The following is a 19973-nucleotide window of genomic DNA, read 5'->3' as shown; positions in this document are numbered from 1 at the left end:
GTAATAATAGGACAGTCTTCTATATTTAAATAAGCAGCAATTTAAATAGCATACCTAACAAAGTGACTATTCCCTTATATCCATAGGACAGAGCACAGACGATTTTACCAAGCTAGATATAGACTCTTGTTATTACAGGACTAATACAGCAAATACTATATCTCACGCTCCCGACGTTAAGACAAATACAATATCTATATAGTTCTTTAATTTGTATAAACCGTAAATTGTGCTAACTCAAAGCTGAATATATGCTAGATGGTATGTTGGCACCCACGCCATTCGGCCTAATTGGATCTATCACTTTTTAAATGAATAATCTATAGTTCTTTCCATGAAACAATACTTCCATTAATGCATGCGGCTGAAAATGTTCGATTCGCTCTTATATCGTATGCAATAATTCTCCAGTACTTAACGTTAGGATCATTTAGCCGGATTATGCTAAACCAAAAATCGTTATTAGACGTATAACCTTCTGGGTATATGGGACCGTTCATAATACGGATCATCCCATTATAACCAAGCTTAAAATTGTCTGCATACTCAAAGACATTCGTTCCGTTTGGCAGTATAAGTACATCTTTATCTTGCTTATTTGCTAAATCTTCGGCATTTGCTTTTTCATTTAGTCTGCTATTTAGCTTAGAAACCTCTTCATCGATAATAATATTATCATTAACAAAATCTTGCCTTACCGGCTTATCTGAAGCTTCCCACATATTTAATCCTAATGATGTTTTATTTGTACTTGACATATCATCTACTCCTCTTTCATTTTTGATTTTATTATTTGTTACCTAACCAAACTTTTAACTTGCTGGGTAATGTTTAATATTGTTACGTACATACTTTTGAGTAACTTTAGTTAATATCATTTCGAACACACGTTCTTTGTCGACACCTAAATTATAGTGCCCTCAAATCATATTGTCAATGCCACTAAAAAACATGTGATTTTCTACAAAATTTATTGTTGAAAGCTTGCTAAGAAAGAGAAATGGAGATGATATTACATATGAGTTCTATAAAAAATTACTTTATGAGAAATAAACATAATAAAGGCGTTGATTTATAAAAATCAACGCCCTCATATAAACATTCCCTGGTAAATAGGTTTTGTTTACACATATTTTACCTATTAAAATACCCACGAATCACACCAATCTGCCGATTCACTCTTCCTGGTATGGATTCCTTAAGCTCTTCCCAGGTCATCAACTTATCCTCCTCCAGCAGAAACGTCTGAAATTCCATAGAAGGTACAAACCCATACACTTCCTTAATATACCTCTCCGTCATGCTCTGAAGTTCCTCATCCGTATGAATCTCCATCTCAAACATATCCTGAACCAGAACTCCATCAAGACCTGCCTTTTCCATGCAGCTTTCCTTCCAGTCAGGTATCATAGGAATCACCCTTTTATCCGGAACCAAGGCATGTTTTCCAGGTTGAGAATACACCACAGGGTGTGTCTCCTCCCACAAATTCGCCTCTCCCGTCTCCAAATCAACCATATTCAAATATTTTCCATGAAAGCTGGCCTCCACCTTCTGTACAACTCCATCATGGCCTACGAATACCCATACATGTTCGAGGTCATACAAGTGCTGGATGTCATAATCGTACCAGATGGCATATTCAATGGCAAAATCAGTCTTTGCTGGTTCAATTTCCACCATACGTTTAGGAAAAGAGCTGCTTCGCTTTGTCTCCTGAAATACGGTATACGCCATGGCATCGACTTCAAATGGCTCTTTCAAATCCATCATAACAACGGGTATATATTTTTTTATCACTTCTATATTAACTTCTATCATGTCGAATCCTTCTTTCCAATATTCTTACTACTAATCTTTTCAGAACCCTTCCTAGAAGTCTACTTATTTGTCTTCTTATAAACCTTCTTATAAGCCTTCTTATAAGTCAACTAAAAAACCCTTTTCCAATCCCCACAATCACAAAAGGACGGAAGCTCGCGCCCCGTCCCAAGGATTTATTTATTCTTTGATGCCTCCAGAAGATAAAGCATTGCCATTGCCTGTCCGTATGGCATAGGGCGGAGTTCGATATCTTTGTAGAACTGTACAGATTCTCTTCCCATAGGAGTTCCGTAGGAAACCTGATGGAGTACGCCTTCTGCGTCAATGTAGTCCAGAATCGGTGCCAGAGCCTTTCTGGCACACTCTTCATACGACGGATCAACAAGACCTAAATGAACTGCCTTTAAAATACCATAGGCAAATCCGCAGGTGGCGCTGGCTTCCACATAAGAAGTACTATCATTAATCACGGTATGCCACATACCATTTTCATTCTGATACTTCTTAAGGCTTTCAATCTGCTTATCCAGTGCTTCTGTTAAAAATCTCTTTACCGATTCATCACAGTCAATGATTTCGAACAGCTCTGGAATTGCCATGGTTGCCCAGCTGTTGCCTCTTCCCCAAAAGGCTTCTGCAAAGTTGTGGTTTCCGTTAAATGTCCAGCCATGATACCACAGACCAGTCTTTCTGTCTGCAAGATATTTGATGTGGAGCAGGAACTGATACTGGGCTTCATCGATCCAGGCCTGATTCCCCTCCAGTTTTCCCATACGTGCCAGGAATAAGACGGACATAAATAAGGTATCGTCCCAAAGCTCCTGCTCGTTTATGGTGTCGGAGGTCAGATGCTGAAAGCCTCCCTCTTTTGTTCTTGGAAGACCGTCTACCAGCCAGGCGGCCCAGTCACGGCAGATCTGCTTGTAGGTTTCGTTACCGTTTTTTTCTGCTACGTAAGTCAGTGCAAGAAGAGGTGTTGTGGTGTTTACATTTCTTGCAGGAAGACCGATTTCCATCTGTCTTTCGTAATACTTTTCAAGCTTGTTTAAGTACTCTTCTTCGCCGGTTTCCTCATATATTTTCCATAAGCCAAAGAGTCCTACTCCCTGCGTCCACTCCCAGTAGCGGTAGCGTTCGGCATTGTCTCCAGCCAGATTTTTCGTTTCCATATTTTTTAAAAAAATATCATCTTCATCATATAAAATCTTTTCAAAACTGGATACCAATAAGTTAATCTTTTCCTTCAAATTATCCATTCCTATGCCACTTCCTTTCTTTGTGCCTCAGTATTCTTTTCAGGCACCATTTGCAATCTCTACAATATTTTACTATTTTTTTACTTAATCAATTGCATATTTTGTTCATTCTGCTATAATAGATATCCGAAACATGACGATTCTAAAGAAAGAATACAGGTGGCTCATTATGACTAATTCCGATGACACATTGCACTATAAAAAGCAGCACAATCTTACGATTAATGACATTCAGCATTCGCTTTACTACTATTTTGATTATGACGAGCGCTCTTTTGACATCAACATGCCATTTCAGCATTTCCATTCCTTTTATGAAATCATGGTTCTAATCAGTCCGCAGGCCAGCCATCTGGTGGAAGGAATTCCTTATTCCATTCGCTCCGGCGACCTGGTTCTCTTACGGCCTTCTGTACTGCACCGCTCCGAGTACCCCAAAGGGGCTCCTGGCAAGCGGCTGATCATGAGCTTTTTATATCCCCCTTCACTCTGGGACAGGCCGGAAACGTATCAAAAGCTTTTTGAGCCATTTTACGCCCCCCTTCCCATTTACCGGTTCCCATCCAAGCAACAGCAGCTGATCAATGAAAAGCTGAACCGGATTTACCATTACTCGTTTCACGATGAAGATCCGGATTTAAGGCCTCTTATGGTTCATGGGATGTTTGTGGATTTTTTATATACCTTAAGGCAGCTTGCGCCTTATAACACCTATACCAATGAACCGCTAAAGGATGAGGCTTCCAGAAAGGTCTACTCCATCGCTAACTACATACATAACCATTACTCTGAGGAACTTACGTTAGATGCCTTAGCCAAGGAGTTTTTTATCAGTCCCTACTATCTGTCCCATCAGTTCAAAGATGTGACTGGATACACCCTGACCCAGTACATTCAGATGACCCGGATCAAAAATGTGCAATACCTTCTTCAAAATACGAAAAAGAAGATTTCAGAGCTTGCAGAAGAATGCGGATTTACAAGCTTCTCCCAGTTCAACCGGATTTTCCAGAAATACTGCGGCCAATCCCCCTCAGAATTCCGGAAAGCCAGTAATTCCACCAGTCCTTATTCGCCGATTTGATGAGGCGAGGGCAGAAAAAGCCCGTTACAGCTTCCCGGCGCCATCCTTATGTGGATGGGAAAGAGCTGTAACGAGCTTCTTATGGCCTGCTGTCCCCGTAAAAGGAATTACTTTATGCTGTCAAAGTATTCTGCTCTTGCGTCAAGAATCTTCTGAAGTCCTGCATTTACAAGGTTGTTATATTCTGTCTGCTGTAAACTGTCAAACTGGTCTGGAGAGCAGCTGATCAGCTTATAAACATAAGCAAGCATCAGATCCTCTACATTTTTACCATAGTCTGTCTCAGCCTGAGAAATGTTAGAGTATACTGGGTAACGGAATTTGCCTTCTGCACGTACATCATAGAAGTTTGAGAACCAGTCATCGCTTTCCCATTTTACAGACTGATCTTTGATCCACTTGGATACAATCGCATCTTTGCTCTTGGTCCAGTCCATGGAAAGGTTAACAATGTTTAAGTCATCACAAGTTCCTGGATATCCCTTGCTCTTTAAATCTGCCTCAGATAATTTGATCGGAACCCCATTTTCGTCTCTCTGATGCTCGGCTGTGTAAACGATATTCTCAGCAACAGCCGGATCTGCCATCCAGTTTAAATATTTCATACATGCTTCAGCCTTTTTCTCGCTGGTCTTTGGAACCATTACGAACATACCATATCTTTGCTCAAAAGGTGTACGGTAGGAACCATCTGAAAGCTCAAAGCACTGTACTGGAACAAAGGTTCTTTGGCCCGCACTTTGATATAAAACGGTGATGTAGTTCCATGGGCTCTCTGTATCATCAAGGAAGAAACCTACATTGCCTGCAATTACCTGAGCTTTGTAAATATCCTCATTGGTATCTGTAGCAAAGTCTTTTGTGATAAGTCCCTTGTTGTAAAGCTCATTTAACTTTTTGATACCGTCAATGGCTCCTGGTGCAACGGTCATGTAGGCTTCGCTGTAGACATAAGCGTCTTTATCATCTTTTAAGTTTACGTAAGAGCCTAAAAAGTTTAAATATCCCTTCTCTGTATCATTACGTCCGCTCATTGCCCAAGGAGTTACATTGCTTACGCCGCCAGGATTCTTTTCCTTTACAGCCTCTAAGTATTTGAATAATTCTTCTTTTGTCTTAGGCATCTGCATACCTAACTTATCCAGCCAGTCCTGACGAATATAAGCGGTATGTTTTGGAGCCTCTACACCTCTCTGCTTCATAATAGCAAACTGCTTATCTTCCACACGTCCCATGTTCTGTGCATCAGAAACGTACTTTTTAATGTCACCGCCAAATGTTTCGTAAGCCTGTGTTAAATCAGCTAGACCGCCATTATTTGCAAAGTTGGAGAAAATACTCTGGTTGTAGGTAAATACGATATCAGGTGCACTTCCACCGGACATCATAATATTTAACTTATCATCAGAAGAAGATCTTGGTACGGAAACGTATTCTACGTTGATGTTGTACTTCTCCTTCATCTGCTTTTTAATCCATTCTGTCTGAGTGTTATTCTCAACTGTTGTTCCAGGAGCAGCATCACCTCTGTCCCAAACCATAACTTTGATGGTCTCTTCCTTGCCTTTGTCAGCTGCTGTTGTTTCACCCCCAGCTGCTGCAGAGCTTCCTGCTGCTGTGGTAGCGTCTCCGCCTTTGCTGGAACCACAGCCAGTTACCAAAGCTGCCGCGGTAAGAACTGCCAGACAGCATCTTACTAAATTTGCTTTTCTCATAGAAAAACCTCCCTTTCTCTTTCATAATTATTTAAATAAATAATTAGCCTTTTACTGCACCAAGCATAATGCCCTTTGTAAAATATTTCTGGATAAATGGATAGGCAATTACCATTGGTGACATGGATATGACAATACTTGCCGCTTTAATATTATCTGCTATAAGCTGAGTCTGAATGCCTTCATCATTGGATAGCTTTACAGATTCAATCAGCTGTTTTAACACCATCTGTACGGTATAAAGCTTGGAAGAGTTAACATAATAGAGAACATCACTTAAACGGTTCCATCTGCCTACTGCATAGAACAGGGCGAGGGTTGCAAGGGTTGGATATACCAGCGGAAGTGCGACCTTGAATAAGGTCTGAACTTCGTTACAGCCATCAATCTTTGCCGCCTCATAAAGAGAAGAGTCAAGTCCCCGGAATGCAGTACACATGATGATCATATTGTAGGCACTTAAGGCTTCGGGGATAATCAATGCCCAGAAGGTATCGATTAATTTAAAGTCCTTTACGTTTAAGTATTTGGGAATAATACCTGGGTCTAAATACATGGTAAGTACAAATAAGGTCATAATAAAAGCTCCGCCCTTTAAGTTCTTCTTAGAAAGGGGATACGCAGCCAGTACTGTCATGATTACGCATACGATGGTAGAGCCCAGCATTAAAAATACGGAAAATACGAAGGAAGAAACGAAACTTCCGCTTTGGAAGGATCTTACATACGCCTCGGTGGTAAGCTGAACCGGATAAAGGAATACCTTACCGGCTAAAATGGCATCCTTGGAGCTTAAGGACATTGAAAATACCCGAATGAGGGGAATCAACGCCACAATACTGATTACGATAAAAAAGGTATTCCAGAAAAGCTGAAACCGCCTTTCTTCTTTGCTCTTTAATTCACCCATTACATGATTCCCTCCTCTCCCATTTTCTTAGATATCTTATTCACGGACAGAATCAAAATAATTCCGACCACAGACTGGAAGAGACCTACTGCAGTAGCAAAATCAAACCGGCCTGCCTGAAGACCTACACCGTATACATAAGTACTGATAACGTCAGATGCACTCTTTACCAGTGTATTTCCCATCATATAAGGACGGTCGAAATCGATGGATACGATCTTACCAAGCTGCATGATCAGCATGATGGAAATGGTTGGTCTGATCTGTGGAATGGTTACATGAGCGATTCTCTGAAGTCTGGTGGCACCATCGATATAAGCTGCTTCTCCAAGAGATGGATCGGTAGCAGATAACGCTGCCAGATAAATAATCAGGGAGTAACCGGCAGACTGCCAGATTCCTGAGAACCAATATACAAACCTCCAGACAAAAGCACTGCTTAAGAAGTTAACTTCTTTTAATCCAACACCGCGAATTAAGTCATTGACAAGTCCGCTGGTAGAAAATAGCTGTGTGACGATACCTGATATGATAACCCAGGACAAGAAGTTAGGAAGATATAAAATTGTCTGAGTTGCTTTTCTGATTCTTAAATTACGGATTTCAAATAAGAAAACAGCAATAAGTACAGGGACCGGGAAGCCAAGAATTAAATCTCCCGCATTTAAAATCAAAGTGTTTGCAAGAGCATTCCAGAAATCACTGGAACCAAATGCTTCTTTAAAGTTTGCAAAACCGACCCATGGGCTATCCCAGATACCGGCAAATACATTAAATTTCTTAAACGCAATGACGCCGCCCATCATAGGTCTGTAGCGGAACATCAACATGTAGATGACTGGAACCAAAAGCATCAAATACAGCTGCCAGGTGTTGCGAATGTATACTTTAAACGGTATTTTTTTCGCTCTTTCCTTAACTTTTACATTTTTCATCGCTCATTTTCCCTCTTTTCTATGCATTCCCGTCCTTTTGAAGCGTTTCCTCCAGGCTCTCAATGAGGGCCAGAAGTTCTTTCGGCTCATGTACGATATAGTCCGGCGTTTCATCTTCATTGGCCGGGTTCATGTCATAACGGGGGGACCAGTCTATCAGTATGGAAGTGATGCCAAAACGGTTTGCTCCAGCTACATCCTTGCGGACATTATTGCCGATCATAACAATGCGTTTCTTATCCTCTTCCGTTAAGTGATTTTTTTCCATGGCATCCTGAAACATCAATTCGGATGGCTTTTGGACTCCAACGATCTCAGAAATCGTTCTGGTATGAAAACAATATCCCAGCCCATTTTCTTCGTATACATTGGTAAAGGACTGCTCTTCACCGTCGGCTACCATGGCAATGGTATATCCGGCATCATAAAGAGCTTTTAGGGTTTCACCCGCACCAGGTATCATCTCCGCATGGGTCACAATATCTTCTTCATTGCGAATTTCTGTGCCTTCGTCAATAATTGTGTCTCCGCTGTCTGTAAAAATGATTAGTTTTTTCTGCATTTTGTAAACTCCGTAAAATTTATTTTGTTGCTTTTCGCTTAAAGCTGTTGAAAGAATTATAATATTTTGTGTAAATTGTAGCTATGCGTAATTTGTTTTTATTTCTCCTGTTTAGTATGCATTTTTTGCGTTTACAGTAAAACTCTGATGGTTTTGATTTCAAACGGCGCAAAATCCAGGAACATTTCACTCTTTCCGTAAGCCTCTGTTACAGTGACTCTTTGTCCCTCTAAAAGCCCTTCTTCCATCGTTGTTTCGTAGGCCTCCTGGACCTTTAAATGGGCTGTTACCGTGCAGTTTTCATGCCTTCCCTGGGATTCATAAAGCCTCATAATCATATGGCCGGCTCCATCCTCTGATAGCTTTATGGTTTCCAGTACTATACTGTCTGACGATAGGGAAAGGAACTGTCTATCTCCTGCTCCAAGGCCAAGTAGGGATAGCTTGTGGTTTAGCTCCATGCCTTCCTGTATGACTCTGCTCTCTGTAAAATCCCTCCCAATGGCATAGAAGGAATAGGTAAACTGGTGGATTTCTTTATCTGCATACATATCCGGCCACACCGGTGCCTTTAACAGGGTAAGCTCCATGGAATTTCCGCTGGTACTGATTCCATATTTGCAGTCATTTAGTACAGCAGCAGTTCGCCCGGGCTCACTAAGAGCGGTATACCGGTGGTTGCATACCTCGAATCGGTCAGCATCGTATCTCCGGTTCTGATGGGTGGGGCGTTTCACGTAACCGAACTGGATTTCCTGTATGGCTTCACTGGTACGGATATTGACCGGGAATTCTGCTTTTAAAAGCTTATGAGTCTCCCTCCAGTCCACCTCTGTAACAAAATCAAGGCGTCTGCTGTGACTGGAAAGCTGAATCCTCTGGGTCATGGGGGAATGATGAAGCATCCGCTTCACCTCCAGAGCTGCCATTAGAGGACCGCCTTCCACTACATTGATTTCCACAGGACCTATAAGCTCTATGGGCTGCTCTTTATAAAAGGAGCTCATCTCCCAGGCATCGTAGTCTATATTTATATCCTGATACATGCAGAGCTTGTTTAAGGAGCCCTGTACGAATTCTATCCCTGTTTCCTTTTCTACGAAGCTTGTAACTTCTCCACGGGGATTTACCACTACGGTCACGTATTTGTTTTCAAGTATGTAAGAATCCTGTTTCTTAGAAACGCTACAAGGAGATTGTGGCTCTATGACTTCTCCGTCATCCTCTTTTGCATCTATCTGAATATATCCAAGTGAAGGAACCTTAACCGGAATGAGGACCTTATCTTCCATTCTTTGGGAGGTAAGTTTTTCCCCGTTCCTCTCATATGATTTCCCTTCCTTATAAGGCAATTCAATCAGTTCTTCCCTTTCCCAGGATAAGGAGTTAAACACCGAGAAGCTTTCTTCCATACCCCGAACAAGGGCTTCCTGGGACTCTTTTAATATCTCCCCGGCTCCTTTTATTACGTCGTTCAAATCTTTTCTGGCATCTTCATTGACTCTGGTTATAGAGGTTCCCGGTAAGATATCATGGAATTGGTTAAAGAGAAGCTTTTTCCAGAGAATCTCAAGTTCTTCTCTCCGGTCCTTACCATCACTTACCAGGAAGCTTAAGGAGCTCCAAAGCTCTGCATCCCGCAGGGATATTTCCGCCTTACGATTTGCCTTTTTGACCTTTGCCTGAGAGGTATAGGTTCCTCTGTGCCATGGAAGATAGAGCTCTCCCTGATAGACCTCGTTTATATTACCCGCTTCCTCCAGCCGCTTAAAAAACTGAACCGGACTTTCCATACGGGTGCGGGGGGCCCCTTCTAAATCTTCCACTCTTCTTGCCACCTCTAGCATCTCTCTGGTGGGGCCGCCGCCGCCGTCTCCAAAGCCAAAGGGAAATAGAAAGGTATCTATATTTTCCTGCTGGACCCTGTCCTCTTCCCAGCGGGTAATCATGTCAAGAGGGTCCAGTCTGGCATTATTCTTTTTAAAGAAATGGGTCAGTACCCGGCTGCCGTCAATTCCTTCCCACCAGAAGATATTGTAGGGAAATACATCACATCCCTTTAAGGCCCTGGCCATTTTCTGAGTGGCAAAATACTTGATGCCGCAGCCTTTCATGATCTGAGGAAGCTGTCCGCTGAATCCAAAGCAGTCAGGGATCCACACCATGAGGGTTTCCTGATTCAACTCTTCCCGAAACCACCGTCTTCCGTAAAGGCACTGACGAATAAGGCTTTCCCCTGAAACCAGGTTGGTATCTGGTTCCACATACATACCGCCTTCCGGGATAAAGGACCCTTCCTCTATCTTTTTCAGTAAGCGTCCGTAAAGTTCCGGGTACAGCTCTTTTATGGTCTCCATAATGGGAGGCTCACATAAAAGGAATTTATAATCTTCGTATTCCTCTGACAGAGCCAGCTGTGTGGAAATGGTTCTTGCACATTTTCTCTTTGTTTCCTCCCAGGGCCACAGCCAGGCAAGATCCAGATGGGATTGACCAAAGATGGTATACTCTGGCGCTGTGGAACCATTCCTGCATTCCAAAAGGGGCTTTAAGACCTCTCTGGCCCTACAAAGAGTCTCCTGAAAAGCTTCCGGTTCCAGCTCAAAATCCACGATCTGAGTAAACCGAAACAGCCCCTCCCTTATCTTCATGGCACGAAGGGATTTGGGGTCCAGTCCTTCATAGAGCTTAGAGAGGGTAAATGCATCCATATAGAGCTGAAACGCCTCCTCATTCCATATGCCAATATCACAGACTCCCACCTTGACCTGATGAGCAGGCGGCTCCGGCACTGGAATACTGCCAAAAGGACATGGTCCGCCGTTTTCCAGCCTAGGCCCATGCCCTGCATAGCTTTCCGCCACAATATGAAAGCGTTCTCCCGCTCTCCCGCAGCGTGTTAATGTAATTCCATCGTGTTTTAAATCCCTGGAGCCGGCAGTCTTACCATTGACCCATAAAAGCATCTCCCCCCCTACATCCGGGCGAAGAAGGATTCTCTTTCCTTCTGCTTCTTTTGGGAGAATGACCTCTGCCTGAAACCAGCCGTATTCCCACTTTGCGCCCCATGGAGTGCCAGTGGGCATAGGTGTAAATTCTTTCGTTAATACTTCCTCCAATGGGAGCCGTTCCGTGGTCATAAAGCCGGAAACCGGGACATCACAAAGCTTATAAAACATATGATGTCTCATTTCCTCCAGCCATATTTTAATTCGTTGCTGCCGTTCCTCCGCCAATACCATTGTTTTCCCTCCACGATATCAAAGTTATGGGTACATTATATTGGATAAAAGGCAAACAGGCTATGCATTCTTTGTGAAATCTTTGTACAGTTTGTGCATATTTTGCAGAGATACTTATCGCTTTAGCTTTATGGTCTTAATCTCGTATGGCTTAAATGTGATTAAAAGCTCGTTTTCCTTACATGGAATGGTCTCGGTTTCTTCCTCCAGACAGGTACAGGAAACTGCTTCTACTACGTTCATGTCAGCGAATTTCACATGAGCCCTGGTCCGCTTTCCATAGGTTTCATACATACGGATTACGATACCATCTCCATCCTCAGCCAATTTTACCGTATCCGCTAATATATTTTCTTCCTCAATAGAAAGAAGGGAGTATGAAAGGCTTTCCTTTCCTGTCGCGCTCTTTGCCTTCATAGGGCAATTTAAATCGTAAGCTTCTCTCACCACGCCACCAGTCCGGAAATCACCCTGGTGAGGATAGAGGGAATAGGTGAACTCATGCTCTCCCTGGTCTGCATCAGGATTGGGGAAAATACCTGATTTTAAGAGGGTCAGCCGAATATTGGAATCATGGATGTCATAACCGTATTTGCAGTCATTTAAAAGAGCTGCTCCGTATCCTGGTTCTGAAATGTCAGCCCATTTATGAGCGCACACCTCAAATCTTGCCTGATCCCAGGTGGTATTCTCGTGCGTAGGACGGCTTACGTTGCCGAACTGAATGTCATAGTTGGCTTCCTTGGAGAGGATATCCAGAGGAAATGCTGCCTTTAAAAGAAGCTGATGTTCGGTCCAGTTAATCCATGTCTTAAAGTCGATTCTCTTGGTATGCTTGTAAAAGCTGATTTTTTGTTTTATGATGGAATCCATGAATTTCTTCTTCACCAGAATGGTTCCTCTTACCGGGCCATTCTCCAAAAGCCGTGCTTCCAATACCTCGTTTACATTCCATACCTTTTCCCGGTAGGTGGCATCAATGTTCCAGGCATCGAACTCCAGGGGACGGTCTTCGAACACAAGAAGCTCATTTCCCTGTGCGCCTTCTTTTAAGAGACTTCTGTCCTCTATCTTATCGTAAAGCCTGGTCATGGTTCCCTGGGAGCTAAATTCCACTTCATAGTATGGTGTAGTAAGCTTAAATGGACGGCCTTCCTTGTCTGCTTCAAAGTCTGAGATAACAGGGGAATCGTCGTAAGATGACGTTCTGGTTTCGTTTCCAAACACTTCATACCCCTTTGACGGTACTTCTTCTGCCAGATAAAGAATCTCTCCGTTTTCTGCTTCCTGGGATAACAGGCCAATGTCTTTCACCGGCTGGTTTACGGATACAATACCCGTTCTTCCAAAGCTTAAGGAGTTCCATACGGACAAGGCGTCTCCCTTATCCTTTGTCTCTTTAAGACCAGCCTCAGAAAGAAGGCGGTCCAGACAGGTCTCAATGATCTCATTGCCTGATTTTATGATCTGCTCGTACTGAATCTGAGAATCCTCATAAACCTCCTTGATGGAAGAACCAGGAAGAATGTCGTGGAACTGGTTTAAAAGAAGGAGCTTCCAGTTTTCCTCTAAAGTCTTTGATGGATACTCTCCGTCTTTTGTCAGGAGAAGGTTCAGCACAGAATAAAACTCGGTGTCAGCGTTTAAGAACTCGCAGGTACGGTTGTATTTCTTATTCTTCGCCATGGAGGTATAGGTTCCCCGGTGGTGCTCTAAATATAACTCCCCATCCCAGACAGGAAGCTGCTTGGGATCCATGCGCTCCTCCAGGATATGAAAGAAGTCTTTGACAAAGGTCTGCTTTGTTTTAGGTGCTCTGGCAACGCTTCGCTCCAGACGACGGCTCTGCTCCAGCATCTCTTCGGTAGGACCGCCGCCTCCATCTCCATAGCCGTAACAGGTAAGAACCTCTTTGCTTACGTCCTTGTTCTGGAATCTCTGCCAGGTTCCCATGATCTGTTTGGCATCCTGTCTTCCGTTATAGGTGGTGCTGAAATTCTTCACCGGTTCCCCATTCTTTACATAGTCCCTGGTGGAGATTAAGTAAGTAAGTACCTCACTACCGTCAATGCCTCTCCAGCGGAACACATCGTTTGGGAACTGGTTGAACTCATTCCAGCCAAGCTTTGTTGTCATGAAATAAGGAAGGCCTGACTGCTTCATGATCTGAGGAATGGCAGCACTGTATCCGAATACATCGGGAAGCCATAACACTTCATTGACGGCTCCGCCCAGTTCCTTTTCAAAGAACCTGCGACCATAAAGAATATGGCGCACCAGGGATTCTCCTGATGCCAGGTTGCAGTCCGGCTCCAGCCACATGGCTCCTTCTGTTTCCCAGCGCCCTTCCTTAATTCTTTCCTTAATTTCCTCAAATACCCCAGGTGCTTCTTCCTTCACAAATTCATAAAGCTGAGGCTGGCTTGACATGAATTTATATTCCGGATAACGCTTCATGAGATTTAGTACGGTCTGAAAGCTTCTCACTGTTTTTTGTCTTGTCTGCTTTAAGGGCCATTTCCAGGCTACATCAATGTGGGTGTGACCGATGCTGTGAACGGTGATGGGATTTTCCGGCCTGTCCTTATAATAATGCTCCAAAAGCCAGGAGTCGGCTTCCTTCACGGAATCAAAGAAGGCTTGGGAACCAGGACGCTTTAAATCAACCAGATTCAGGGCCTCATTAAGGGCCTTAAAGGTATCGATCCTCTCTAAATCGTCCTCCTCCAGAAGGTCAGCAGCTTCAAAGGGAACCGTAAAATCATAATAAAATTGAGCCATAGGTTCGGAATACACCCCAATTTCCAGATGAAAGAAGTTGGTAAGCCCTGTACTGTTTGAATAGGCGTAAAATGCCAGCTCATACGTATCCCCGGCCTTTGCATCATCGGAGAGAATGATATCCTGATGGTTCATATCCATGGTGCCTGACAATCTGCCATTTACATAGACAAGGATCTGAGGATTGTCTGTATTCCAGATATCTGTTGCTCCTGTATTTAAAGTTCCTCTTACCTGGGCTCCACTCCACTCATCCGGTAAGGTGACGGTTGTCTGAAACCAGTAATGCTTATCGGTTCCTCCCCAGGTTTCATCCGGTCCAAAGGGAGTCCACGGAAGCGTACTGCTGTCAAAGCTTTCCTTAAAGCTGTAATCCCCGGGACTCATGAACATCTGCTCCACTCTTCTTACATCCTGATAGCATAATGCTTTTAATGAATCTGCTGCTGCCTTTAATCTGTTTCTCATAGGATTCATAACATCATTCCGCCTTTTTCATAATTTTAAAAAGGCGGGAAACCAAATCGTCTTGGTCTCCCGCCTGAAAAGCTATCTTTAGCCCTTAATTCCTGTGGATGCGATTCCTTCAACCAGATATTTCTGCATGGTCAAGAAAATAAGGAAAATCGGTACCAGGGATAAGGTTGCCATTGCAAACATTGCGCCCCAGTCAGAACCAGCTGTGGGATCTGAGAACATCTTAAGGGCGTAGCTGACCGGATATTTCAACGGATCACTTAAGTAAATTAACGCAGCAAGGAAATCATCCCATCTCCACATGAAGGAGAAAATTGCGCTTGTAACCAGTGAAGGTTTGATCAGAGGTAAAATAATCCGGTAGAAGATGGAGTAAACGGTACAGCCATCCATTCTTGCAGCCTCATCTAAGTCAATGGGAATTCCTTTAATAAACTGTACATTTAAGAAAATGAAAAAGCCCTGTCCAAAAAACTGTGGGACGATAATTGGGAGGTAGCTGCCTACCCAGCCCAGTTTATTAAAGATAATATACTGAGGAATCATAATGACCTGGAAAGGAAGCATCATTGCCAGCAGCATGCAGGCAAACCAGAAGCCTTTAAATTTAAAGTCAATACGGGCAAATCCGTAGCCGATGACTGCAGAGGAAACAACTGCTCCCAAGGTGGAAAGTCCGGCAATGACAAAGGAATTCTTAAAAAATATTGCAAAACTGTAACCTGCAAATCCCTTCCAGCCTACGGTGTAGTTGGTAAAAGAAAATTTTTCCGGTAACAGACTGGCAGCTGTACGAAATATCTCATTGGTGTCTTTAAAGGAGCTCATTACCATCCATACAAGCGGATATATCATAGCACAAGCGAAGAAAAAGGTAAATACATGATATATTACTGTGATGGCTGTTCTTTTTTCTTTATATCCTGTCATCATATTTCATCACCCTTCTGCTTCATAATGTACCCACTTCTTCTGGGTCTTAAATAGTACCAGAGTCAGAAGCCCCACTACGAATACCATGAACCATGCCATGGCACAGCCGTATCCCAGCTTATTATAAGTAAAGGAGTTCTGATACATATAAACCGTATAGAACAGTGTGGTGTCTCTGGGTTTTCCCTGAGTGATAATGTAACTTTGGGTAAATGCCATAAAACCATTGATCAGCTGGTTGATCAGGTTAAAGAAAATGGTTGGTGTCAGCATAGGAAGCGTAATTTTAAAGAAACGCTGAATGCCATTGGCACCGTCTACAGTAGCAGCTTCATAAAGACTGACTGAAATCTGCTTAAGGCCGGATAAGAATATAAGCATGGACGAACCAAACTGCCAGATTGCCAATATGATCAGAGTCCAGATTGCGGTGTCTGTTCTTCCAAGCCATGCAATGTCAGATGGTAGTCCAACGATTTTCAAAAGTGCATTGATAACACCATCACTGGCAAACATTCTCTTCCACAGGATTGCAACAGCAACACTGGAACCAATGATGGAAGGCAGATAATAAACTGCCCGGTAAAAACCAGATAATTTAGTACTCTTCACTAGCAGCATGGCAACTGCAAGAGCCATGATAAGCCGGAGAGGAACCGAAAACAGAACGTAGTACATGGTTACTCCGAATACTTTCCAGAACTTTGGATCGCCAAAAAACATGGTTCTGTAATTTTCCAGACCTATAAAAACCGGTGTCTTCAATATGTTGTATCTGGTAAATGAAAACCCTAAGGACAGAATCATTGGAACGGCAAGGAATGCAAGGAATCCTATAATGAAGGGCAGGATAAATACATATCCTGCAACCTTCGGTTTGTTTAATACCTGAACCAATGTCTCTTTTCTCTTAGGGGTCATCTGATTGTTCTTCATGATATCCCCTCCAGACTTTCTAACTGCTATTTCGCTGCTTCTTCCAGAATTCTCTTAGCCTCTGGTACGAACTGTGCAACAGCATCATCTGCAGTGGCATCGCCGTAACGAACTGCCTCTACAACTGTTTTTCCTAATGCTTCTACTTCGCCCTTACCAGATGGATCTGGAGCATCGATTGGTGTTGCAACTTCAGAAACCTTTGCTACGTAGTCAAATACATGCTGTGCGATTTCGTCTGCCTTTGGTTTGATTTCATCTGCTACTGCAGAGTTAACCGGAATTCCTCTTTCTGCAAGAAGAATGTCATTTGCTTCGGTGCTGTTTGTGAACCAGTCAAGGAACTTCGCTGCTTCTTCTTTGTTCTTGGAAGATTCAGCAATGGAGAAGAACATACTTGGCTTTAAATAAATTGGCTGTGCTTTCGCATCGGTTAATGTTGGGAACATGGTAATTCCTAAATCTCTACCAGCAGTTTTGGATACACTGATATACTGGTTGGATAATAAGAAGTCGTTCCATGTGGAAGAATCAATGATTGGCTTTGTTTCAACAACGTCTGGGTTCTTCTCAGCAAGAAGGTCAGCGGAGATGCTGAAATCAGCTTTTGCGAATTTCTCCATGGTGTTGAAGTAAATCTTCATGGAATCTTCTTTTCCAGCTGTTAATTCATCAAACAGATGAGAACCATTTGCTCTTGCCATGATCTGCATCATGTTGATACCACCGTCATAAAGAGTTTTTGTGCCGGTTTTTTCGTATATTGTTTTGGAGATGTCGTATAATTGATCCATAGTCATCTGATCTGGGATTGTTACGCCAGCTTTTTCAACAATTGCTTTATCATAAAGCATCATAGGAGCGTTGCTTCCAAGGCTGATAGCGTAGCATTTTCCGTCGATGGAACCACTTTCAATAATGCTCTCTGGAATCTTTGTTGTGTCGATGGCACCAGTGGAGATGAACTCAGAAAGGTCAGCAAGCTGTCCGCTCTTCTGGTACTGGTTTAAGTAAGAATAGTCCATCTGAACGATATCCGGCAGATTTCCGCCAGCTGCCATTGCTGAAAGCTTATCCCAGTAACCGGACCAGTCAGTAAATTCAACCTTGATATCCACGTTTGGATTCTGGCTCATGTAAAGATCAACTGCTTTTTTGGTTACGTCGTTTCTCGTCTGGTTACCCCACCAGCTGAGATTTAATGTTACCTTACCACCTGCTGCTGCGGTTGTGTCAGCTGCTTTTGTGGTTTCTGCTGCAGAAGTAGCTCCGGTTGTCTGTGTGTCCTTGGTCTCTGTCTTGGAACCACATGCAGCTAAAGATGTTGCTGCTAAAAGTGCAGCAAGAGTTGTTGCTAAAAGTCTTTTTTTCATTGTAAAACCTCCCTTTCGATTTAATTATGGTAACCACATCATATGTCAAATATGCACAACGGTAAAGTTAAAATATGGCTTTTTGTGGTTAAAAAAACAGCTTTTTGTAATTATATGTCGAAATTCAATTTATTTTTTTACGTTTTTACTATATAATACTGTCAGGAAGAGAGGTCATATATTTATGAATCGGTGCATCCTATGGTTTAACAACCTATCCTTATATAAAAAAATACTGACAGTTTTTTCAATGTCCATGCTGGCACTCTGCATTACTTTCTTTTTTAGTATTAAAATTTTAACGGCTCGTTATAATGAGGAGCTTTATCAGACCAATGCAAATTCCTTAAACCACGTGACCACCTATTTGGAATCAGAGATGCAGATGGTAGAGAATATTACAGACAGCCTCATTGGTGATCAGACCATACAGAATAACTTGTCATTTCTTTCTGAAAATCCTTACAGCAACAGGCGGGCCCTGGCCCGCAGGGATATTTACCAGCAGCTTTATACGTATATTTACCGAAGCAATTATATCCGTTCCATTAATATTATCCTTAAGGATGGAACGAATATCTGCATGGGAAGCTCTGATGAAATCCTACAGTTTGATGTAAAAGGGCTCAATCAAAGACTGGATTCTTTAAAAGGCAGGTCCATCTGGGCCTCCAGCATACAGCCAGGTCCCAATACGGTCTGTGCCAGACAGATCCTTAAGCTTAAATACTTAAGCTTAAAAAAGATTGGAGAGCTTTACATCACCGTTGATATGGATAAAATGATTGAAGATGGCCTTATGAATTCCGGAAGCTTATCGGAAAACTCAAACTTCGTCCTCATGTCAGGAAATAAGCGGATCTATCCGGCAGAGCCTTTCCATGATGAATTATCTCTCCAGTTGCTAGAGGAAAGTAAAAAACAGGAAAATAACTATACCATAGCGACCATTGACGGCAATAAGGAATTTATCATAAACGGTCACATTTCTTATACCAAATGGGATTATTTGTATTTCCGGGATTATGATCCCTTATTTTACAGAATCCGTATGGTCAGCATGCAGATATTCCTGTTCACCTTCTGCATCATAGCAGTGACCGGGGTTTTGGTAAATATTATTTTCCGCCATATTTTCCGTCACCTGGATTATCTCATTGAAAAGATTAAATGCTTTGGCAGCGGAGAAGCACCTGCCTGCAACATCAAATGCTACGATTACGACAGCCGTCAGGATGAGATCGGACAGCTTCATCGGAGCTTTGATGAAATGACCCACAGCGTAAAGGTCCTTCGGGATGAAAATTATGACAAGCAGCTTCTTGTGAGGGATTCTGCCATTAAGATGCTCCAGCAGCAAATCAATCCCCATTTTTTATACAACACTCTGGACACCATTAACTGGATGGCACAAAAGTACGGTGCCGATGATATCTCTGTTATGGTCCGTTCCCTTGGAAACCTGTTTCGGGCTTCCATTGCAGATCAAAAGGATATCATTCCATTATCCGAAGAACTGAAAGTGCTGTCCGACTATATCAGGATTCAGGAAATACGATTTAAGGACAGGCTTCATTTTGAACTGGATACCCCGGAAAAGACCTCTCAGATATTTGTACCAAAGCTCTGCATCCAGCCCCTTGTGGAAAATGCCCTAAAGCATGCCATGGAGGATACGGATGAGCTATGCCGGATAAGGGTGACCATTCAGGAAATGGAAAAAGACTATCAGATTCAGGTTTCAAATACAGGCTCCCAGTTTGAAGATGACCTGTTACAGAAAATAGAAAACAGGGAAATAACCCCCCAGGGCTCCGGCGTCGGACTCCTGAATATCAATTCCCGGTTAAAACTGCTTTATGGCGACAATTACGGACTGAAATTTTACAACAAGGGTGGAAAGGCAGTTGTCATGCTGTCCATTCCAAAGGAACAGGAGGTTTGA

General features: G+C 42.7%; 14 protein-coding genes. 2 read left to right on the top strand and 12 right to left on the bottom strand.

Going from position 1 to position 19973, the window contains the following annotated elements; all coding sequences use genetic code 11:
- Positions 1–320: 320 nt before the first annotated feature.
- The 3 genes from T546_RS0114100 to bglB all read right to left on the bottom strand — a co-directional run bounded on the left by T546_RS0114100 (position 321) and on the right by bglB (position 3080).
- Entirely contained in the window at positions 321–758 is a 438-nt protein-coding gene (locus T546_RS0114100) for a hypothetical protein (RefSeq protein WP_026892172.1), read from the bottom strand.
- Positions 759–1134: 376 nt separating this feature from the next.
- Positions 1135–1821 carry a hypothetical protein gene (locus tag T546_RS0114095; protein WP_026892171.1) on the bottom strand — a complete coding sequence of 229 codons (687 nt, stop codon included), beginning with the start codon at positions 1819–1821 and terminating at the stop codon, positions 1135–1137.
- 176 nt (positions 1822–1997) lie between these two features.
- On the bottom strand, positions 1998–3080 hold the full coding sequence (bglB, locus tag T546_RS0114090) for a beta-galactosidase BglB (protein WP_034599377.1): 1083 nt from the start codon (positions 3078–3080) through the stop codon (positions 1998–2000).
- Positions 3081–3249: 169 nt separating this feature from the next.
- Between bglB and T546_RS0114085 the strand changes: the two genes are divergently transcribed.
- Positions 3250–4164, top strand: a complete 915-nt coding sequence (locus T546_RS0114085) for an AraC family transcriptional regulator (protein WP_026892169.1) — start codon at positions 3250–3252, stop codon at positions 4162–4164.
- Positions 4165–4271: 107 nt separating this feature from the next.
- On the opposite strand, the gene T546_RS0114080 is transcribed toward T546_RS0114085, so the two are convergent.
- The 9 genes from T546_RS0114080 to T546_RS0114040 form a co-directional block, all read right to left on the bottom strand.
- Positions 4272–5879 carry an extracellular solute-binding protein gene (locus T546_RS0114080; protein WP_026892168.1) on the bottom strand — a complete coding sequence of 536 codons (1608 nt, stop codon included), beginning with the start codon at positions 5877–5879 and terminating at the stop codon, positions 4272–4274.
- Between the two features lie 43 nt (positions 5880–5922).
- Positions 5923–6789, bottom strand: coding sequence for a carbohydrate ABC transporter permease (locus tag T546_RS0114075; protein ID WP_026892167.1), 867 nt, complete (start codon positions 6787–6789; stop codon positions 5923–5925).
- The gene (locus T546_RS0114070; protein ID WP_051629856.1) at positions 6789–7724 is read right to left on the bottom strand and encodes an ABC transporter permease; all 936 of its coding nucleotides are present in this window, start codon (positions 7722–7724) and stop codon (positions 6789–6791) included. The genes T546_RS0114075 and T546_RS0114070 overlap by 1 nt, the downstream gene beginning before the upstream one ends.
- 19 nt (positions 7725–7743) lie before the next feature.
- Positions 7744–8286 carry an HAD family hydrolase gene (locus T546_RS0114065; protein WP_026892165.1) on the bottom strand — a complete coding sequence of 181 codons (543 nt, stop codon included), beginning with the start codon at positions 8284–8286 and terminating at the stop codon, positions 7744–7746.
- 131 nt (positions 8287–8417) lie between these two features.
- Positions 8418–11528 (bottom strand): alpha-mannosidase, encoded by a 3111-nt coding sequence (locus T546_RS0114060; protein ID WP_026892164.1) that lies wholly within the window; start codon positions 11526–11528, stop codon positions 8418–8420.
- A 114-nt stretch (positions 11529–11642) separates the two neighbouring features.
- Positions 11643–14786, bottom strand: coding sequence for an alpha-mannosidase (locus tag T546_RS0114055; protein WP_026892163.1), 3144 nt, complete (start codon positions 14784–14786; stop codon positions 11643–11645).
- 78 nt (positions 14787–14864) lie between these two features.
- On the bottom strand, positions 14865–15719 hold the full coding sequence (locus T546_RS0114050; protein WP_084326410.1) for a carbohydrate ABC transporter permease: 855 nt from the start codon (positions 15717–15719) through the stop codon (positions 14865–14867).
- A 6-nt stretch (positions 15720–15725) separates the two neighbouring features.
- Complete coding sequence (locus tag T546_RS0114045) at positions 15726–16655, bottom strand: carbohydrate ABC transporter permease (protein ID WP_026892161.1); 930 nt, start codon at positions 16653–16655, stop codon at positions 15726–15728.
- 26 nt (positions 16656–16681) lie between these two features.
- Positions 16682–18028 (bottom strand): ABC transporter substrate-binding protein, encoded by a 1347-nt coding sequence (locus tag T546_RS0114040; RefSeq protein ID WP_026892160.1) that lies wholly within the window; start codon positions 18026–18028, stop codon positions 16682–16684.
- A 184-nt stretch (positions 18029–18212) separates the two neighbouring features.
- On the opposite strand from T546_RS0114040, the gene T546_RS24685 reads away from it, so the two are divergent.
- Positions 18213–19973: a sensor histidine kinase gene (locus T546_RS24685; RefSeq protein WP_026892159.1), complete on the top strand. Its 1761-nt coding sequence runs from the start codon at positions 18213–18215 to the stop codon at positions 19971–19973.

The organism is [Clostridium] aerotolerans DSM 5434 (assembly GCF_000687555.1).
GTDB lineage: Bacteria > Bacillota > Clostridia > Lachnospirales > Lachnospiraceae > Lacrimispora > Lacrimispora aerotolerans.
This window is presented reverse-complemented; position numbering and strand designations above follow the sequence as displayed.

Excerpts from the sequence above, each read along its gene's own strand:
- T546_RS0114045 (WP_026892161.1), bottom strand. The coding sequence starts at position 16,655 with ATGAAGAACAATCAGATGACCCCTAAGAGAAAAGAGACATTGGTTCAG.
- bglB (WP_034599377.1), bottom strand. The coding sequence starts at position 3,080 with ATGGATAATTTGAAGGAAAAGATTAACTTATTGGTATCCAGTTTTGAA.
- T546_RS0114040 (WP_026892160.1), bottom strand. The coding sequence starts at position 18,028 with ATGAAAAAAAGACTTTTAGCAACAACTCTTGCTGCACTTTTAGCAGCA.
- T546_RS0114095 (WP_026892171.1), bottom strand. The coding sequence starts at position 1,821 with ATGATAGAAGTTAATATAGAAGTGATAAAAAAATATATACCCGTTGTT.
- T546_RS0114100 (WP_026892172.1), bottom strand. The coding sequence starts at position 758 with ATGTCAAGTACAAATAAAACATCATTAGGATTAAATATGTGGGAAGCT.
- T546_RS0114085 (WP_026892169.1), top strand. The coding sequence starts at position 3,250 with ATGACTAATTCCGATGACACATTGCACTATAAAAAGCAGCACAATCTT.
- T546_RS0114080 (WP_026892168.1), bottom strand. The coding sequence starts at position 5,879 with ATGAGAAAAGCAAATTTAGTAAGATGCTGTCTGGCAGTTCTTACCGCG.
- T546_RS0114055 (WP_026892163.1), bottom strand. The coding sequence starts at position 14,786 with ATGAATCCTATGAGAAACAGATTAAAGGCAGCAGCAGATTCATTAAAA.
- T546_RS0114065 (WP_026892165.1), bottom strand. The coding sequence starts at position 8,286 with ATGCAGAAAAAACTAATCATTTTTACAGACAGCGGAGACACAATTATT.
- T546_RS0114060 (WP_026892164.1), bottom strand. The coding sequence starts at position 11,528 with ATGGTATTGGCGGAGGAACGGCAGCAACGAATTAAAATATGGCTGGAG.
- T546_RS0114075 (WP_026892167.1), bottom strand. The coding sequence starts at position 6,789 with ATGGGTGAATTAAAGAGCAAAGAAGAAAGGCGGTTTCAGCTTTTCTGG.
- T546_RS0114070 (WP_051629856.1), bottom strand. The coding sequence starts at position 7,724 with ATGAAAAATGTAAAAGTTAAGGAAAGAGCGAAAAAAATACCGTTTAAA.
- T546_RS24685 (WP_026892159.1), top strand. The coding sequence starts at position 18,213 with ATGAATCGGTGCATCCTATGGTTTAACAACCTATCCTTATATAAAAAA.
- T546_RS0114050 (WP_084326410.1), bottom strand. The coding sequence starts at position 15,719 with ATGATGACAGGATATAAAGAAAAAAGAACAGCCATCACAGTAATATAT.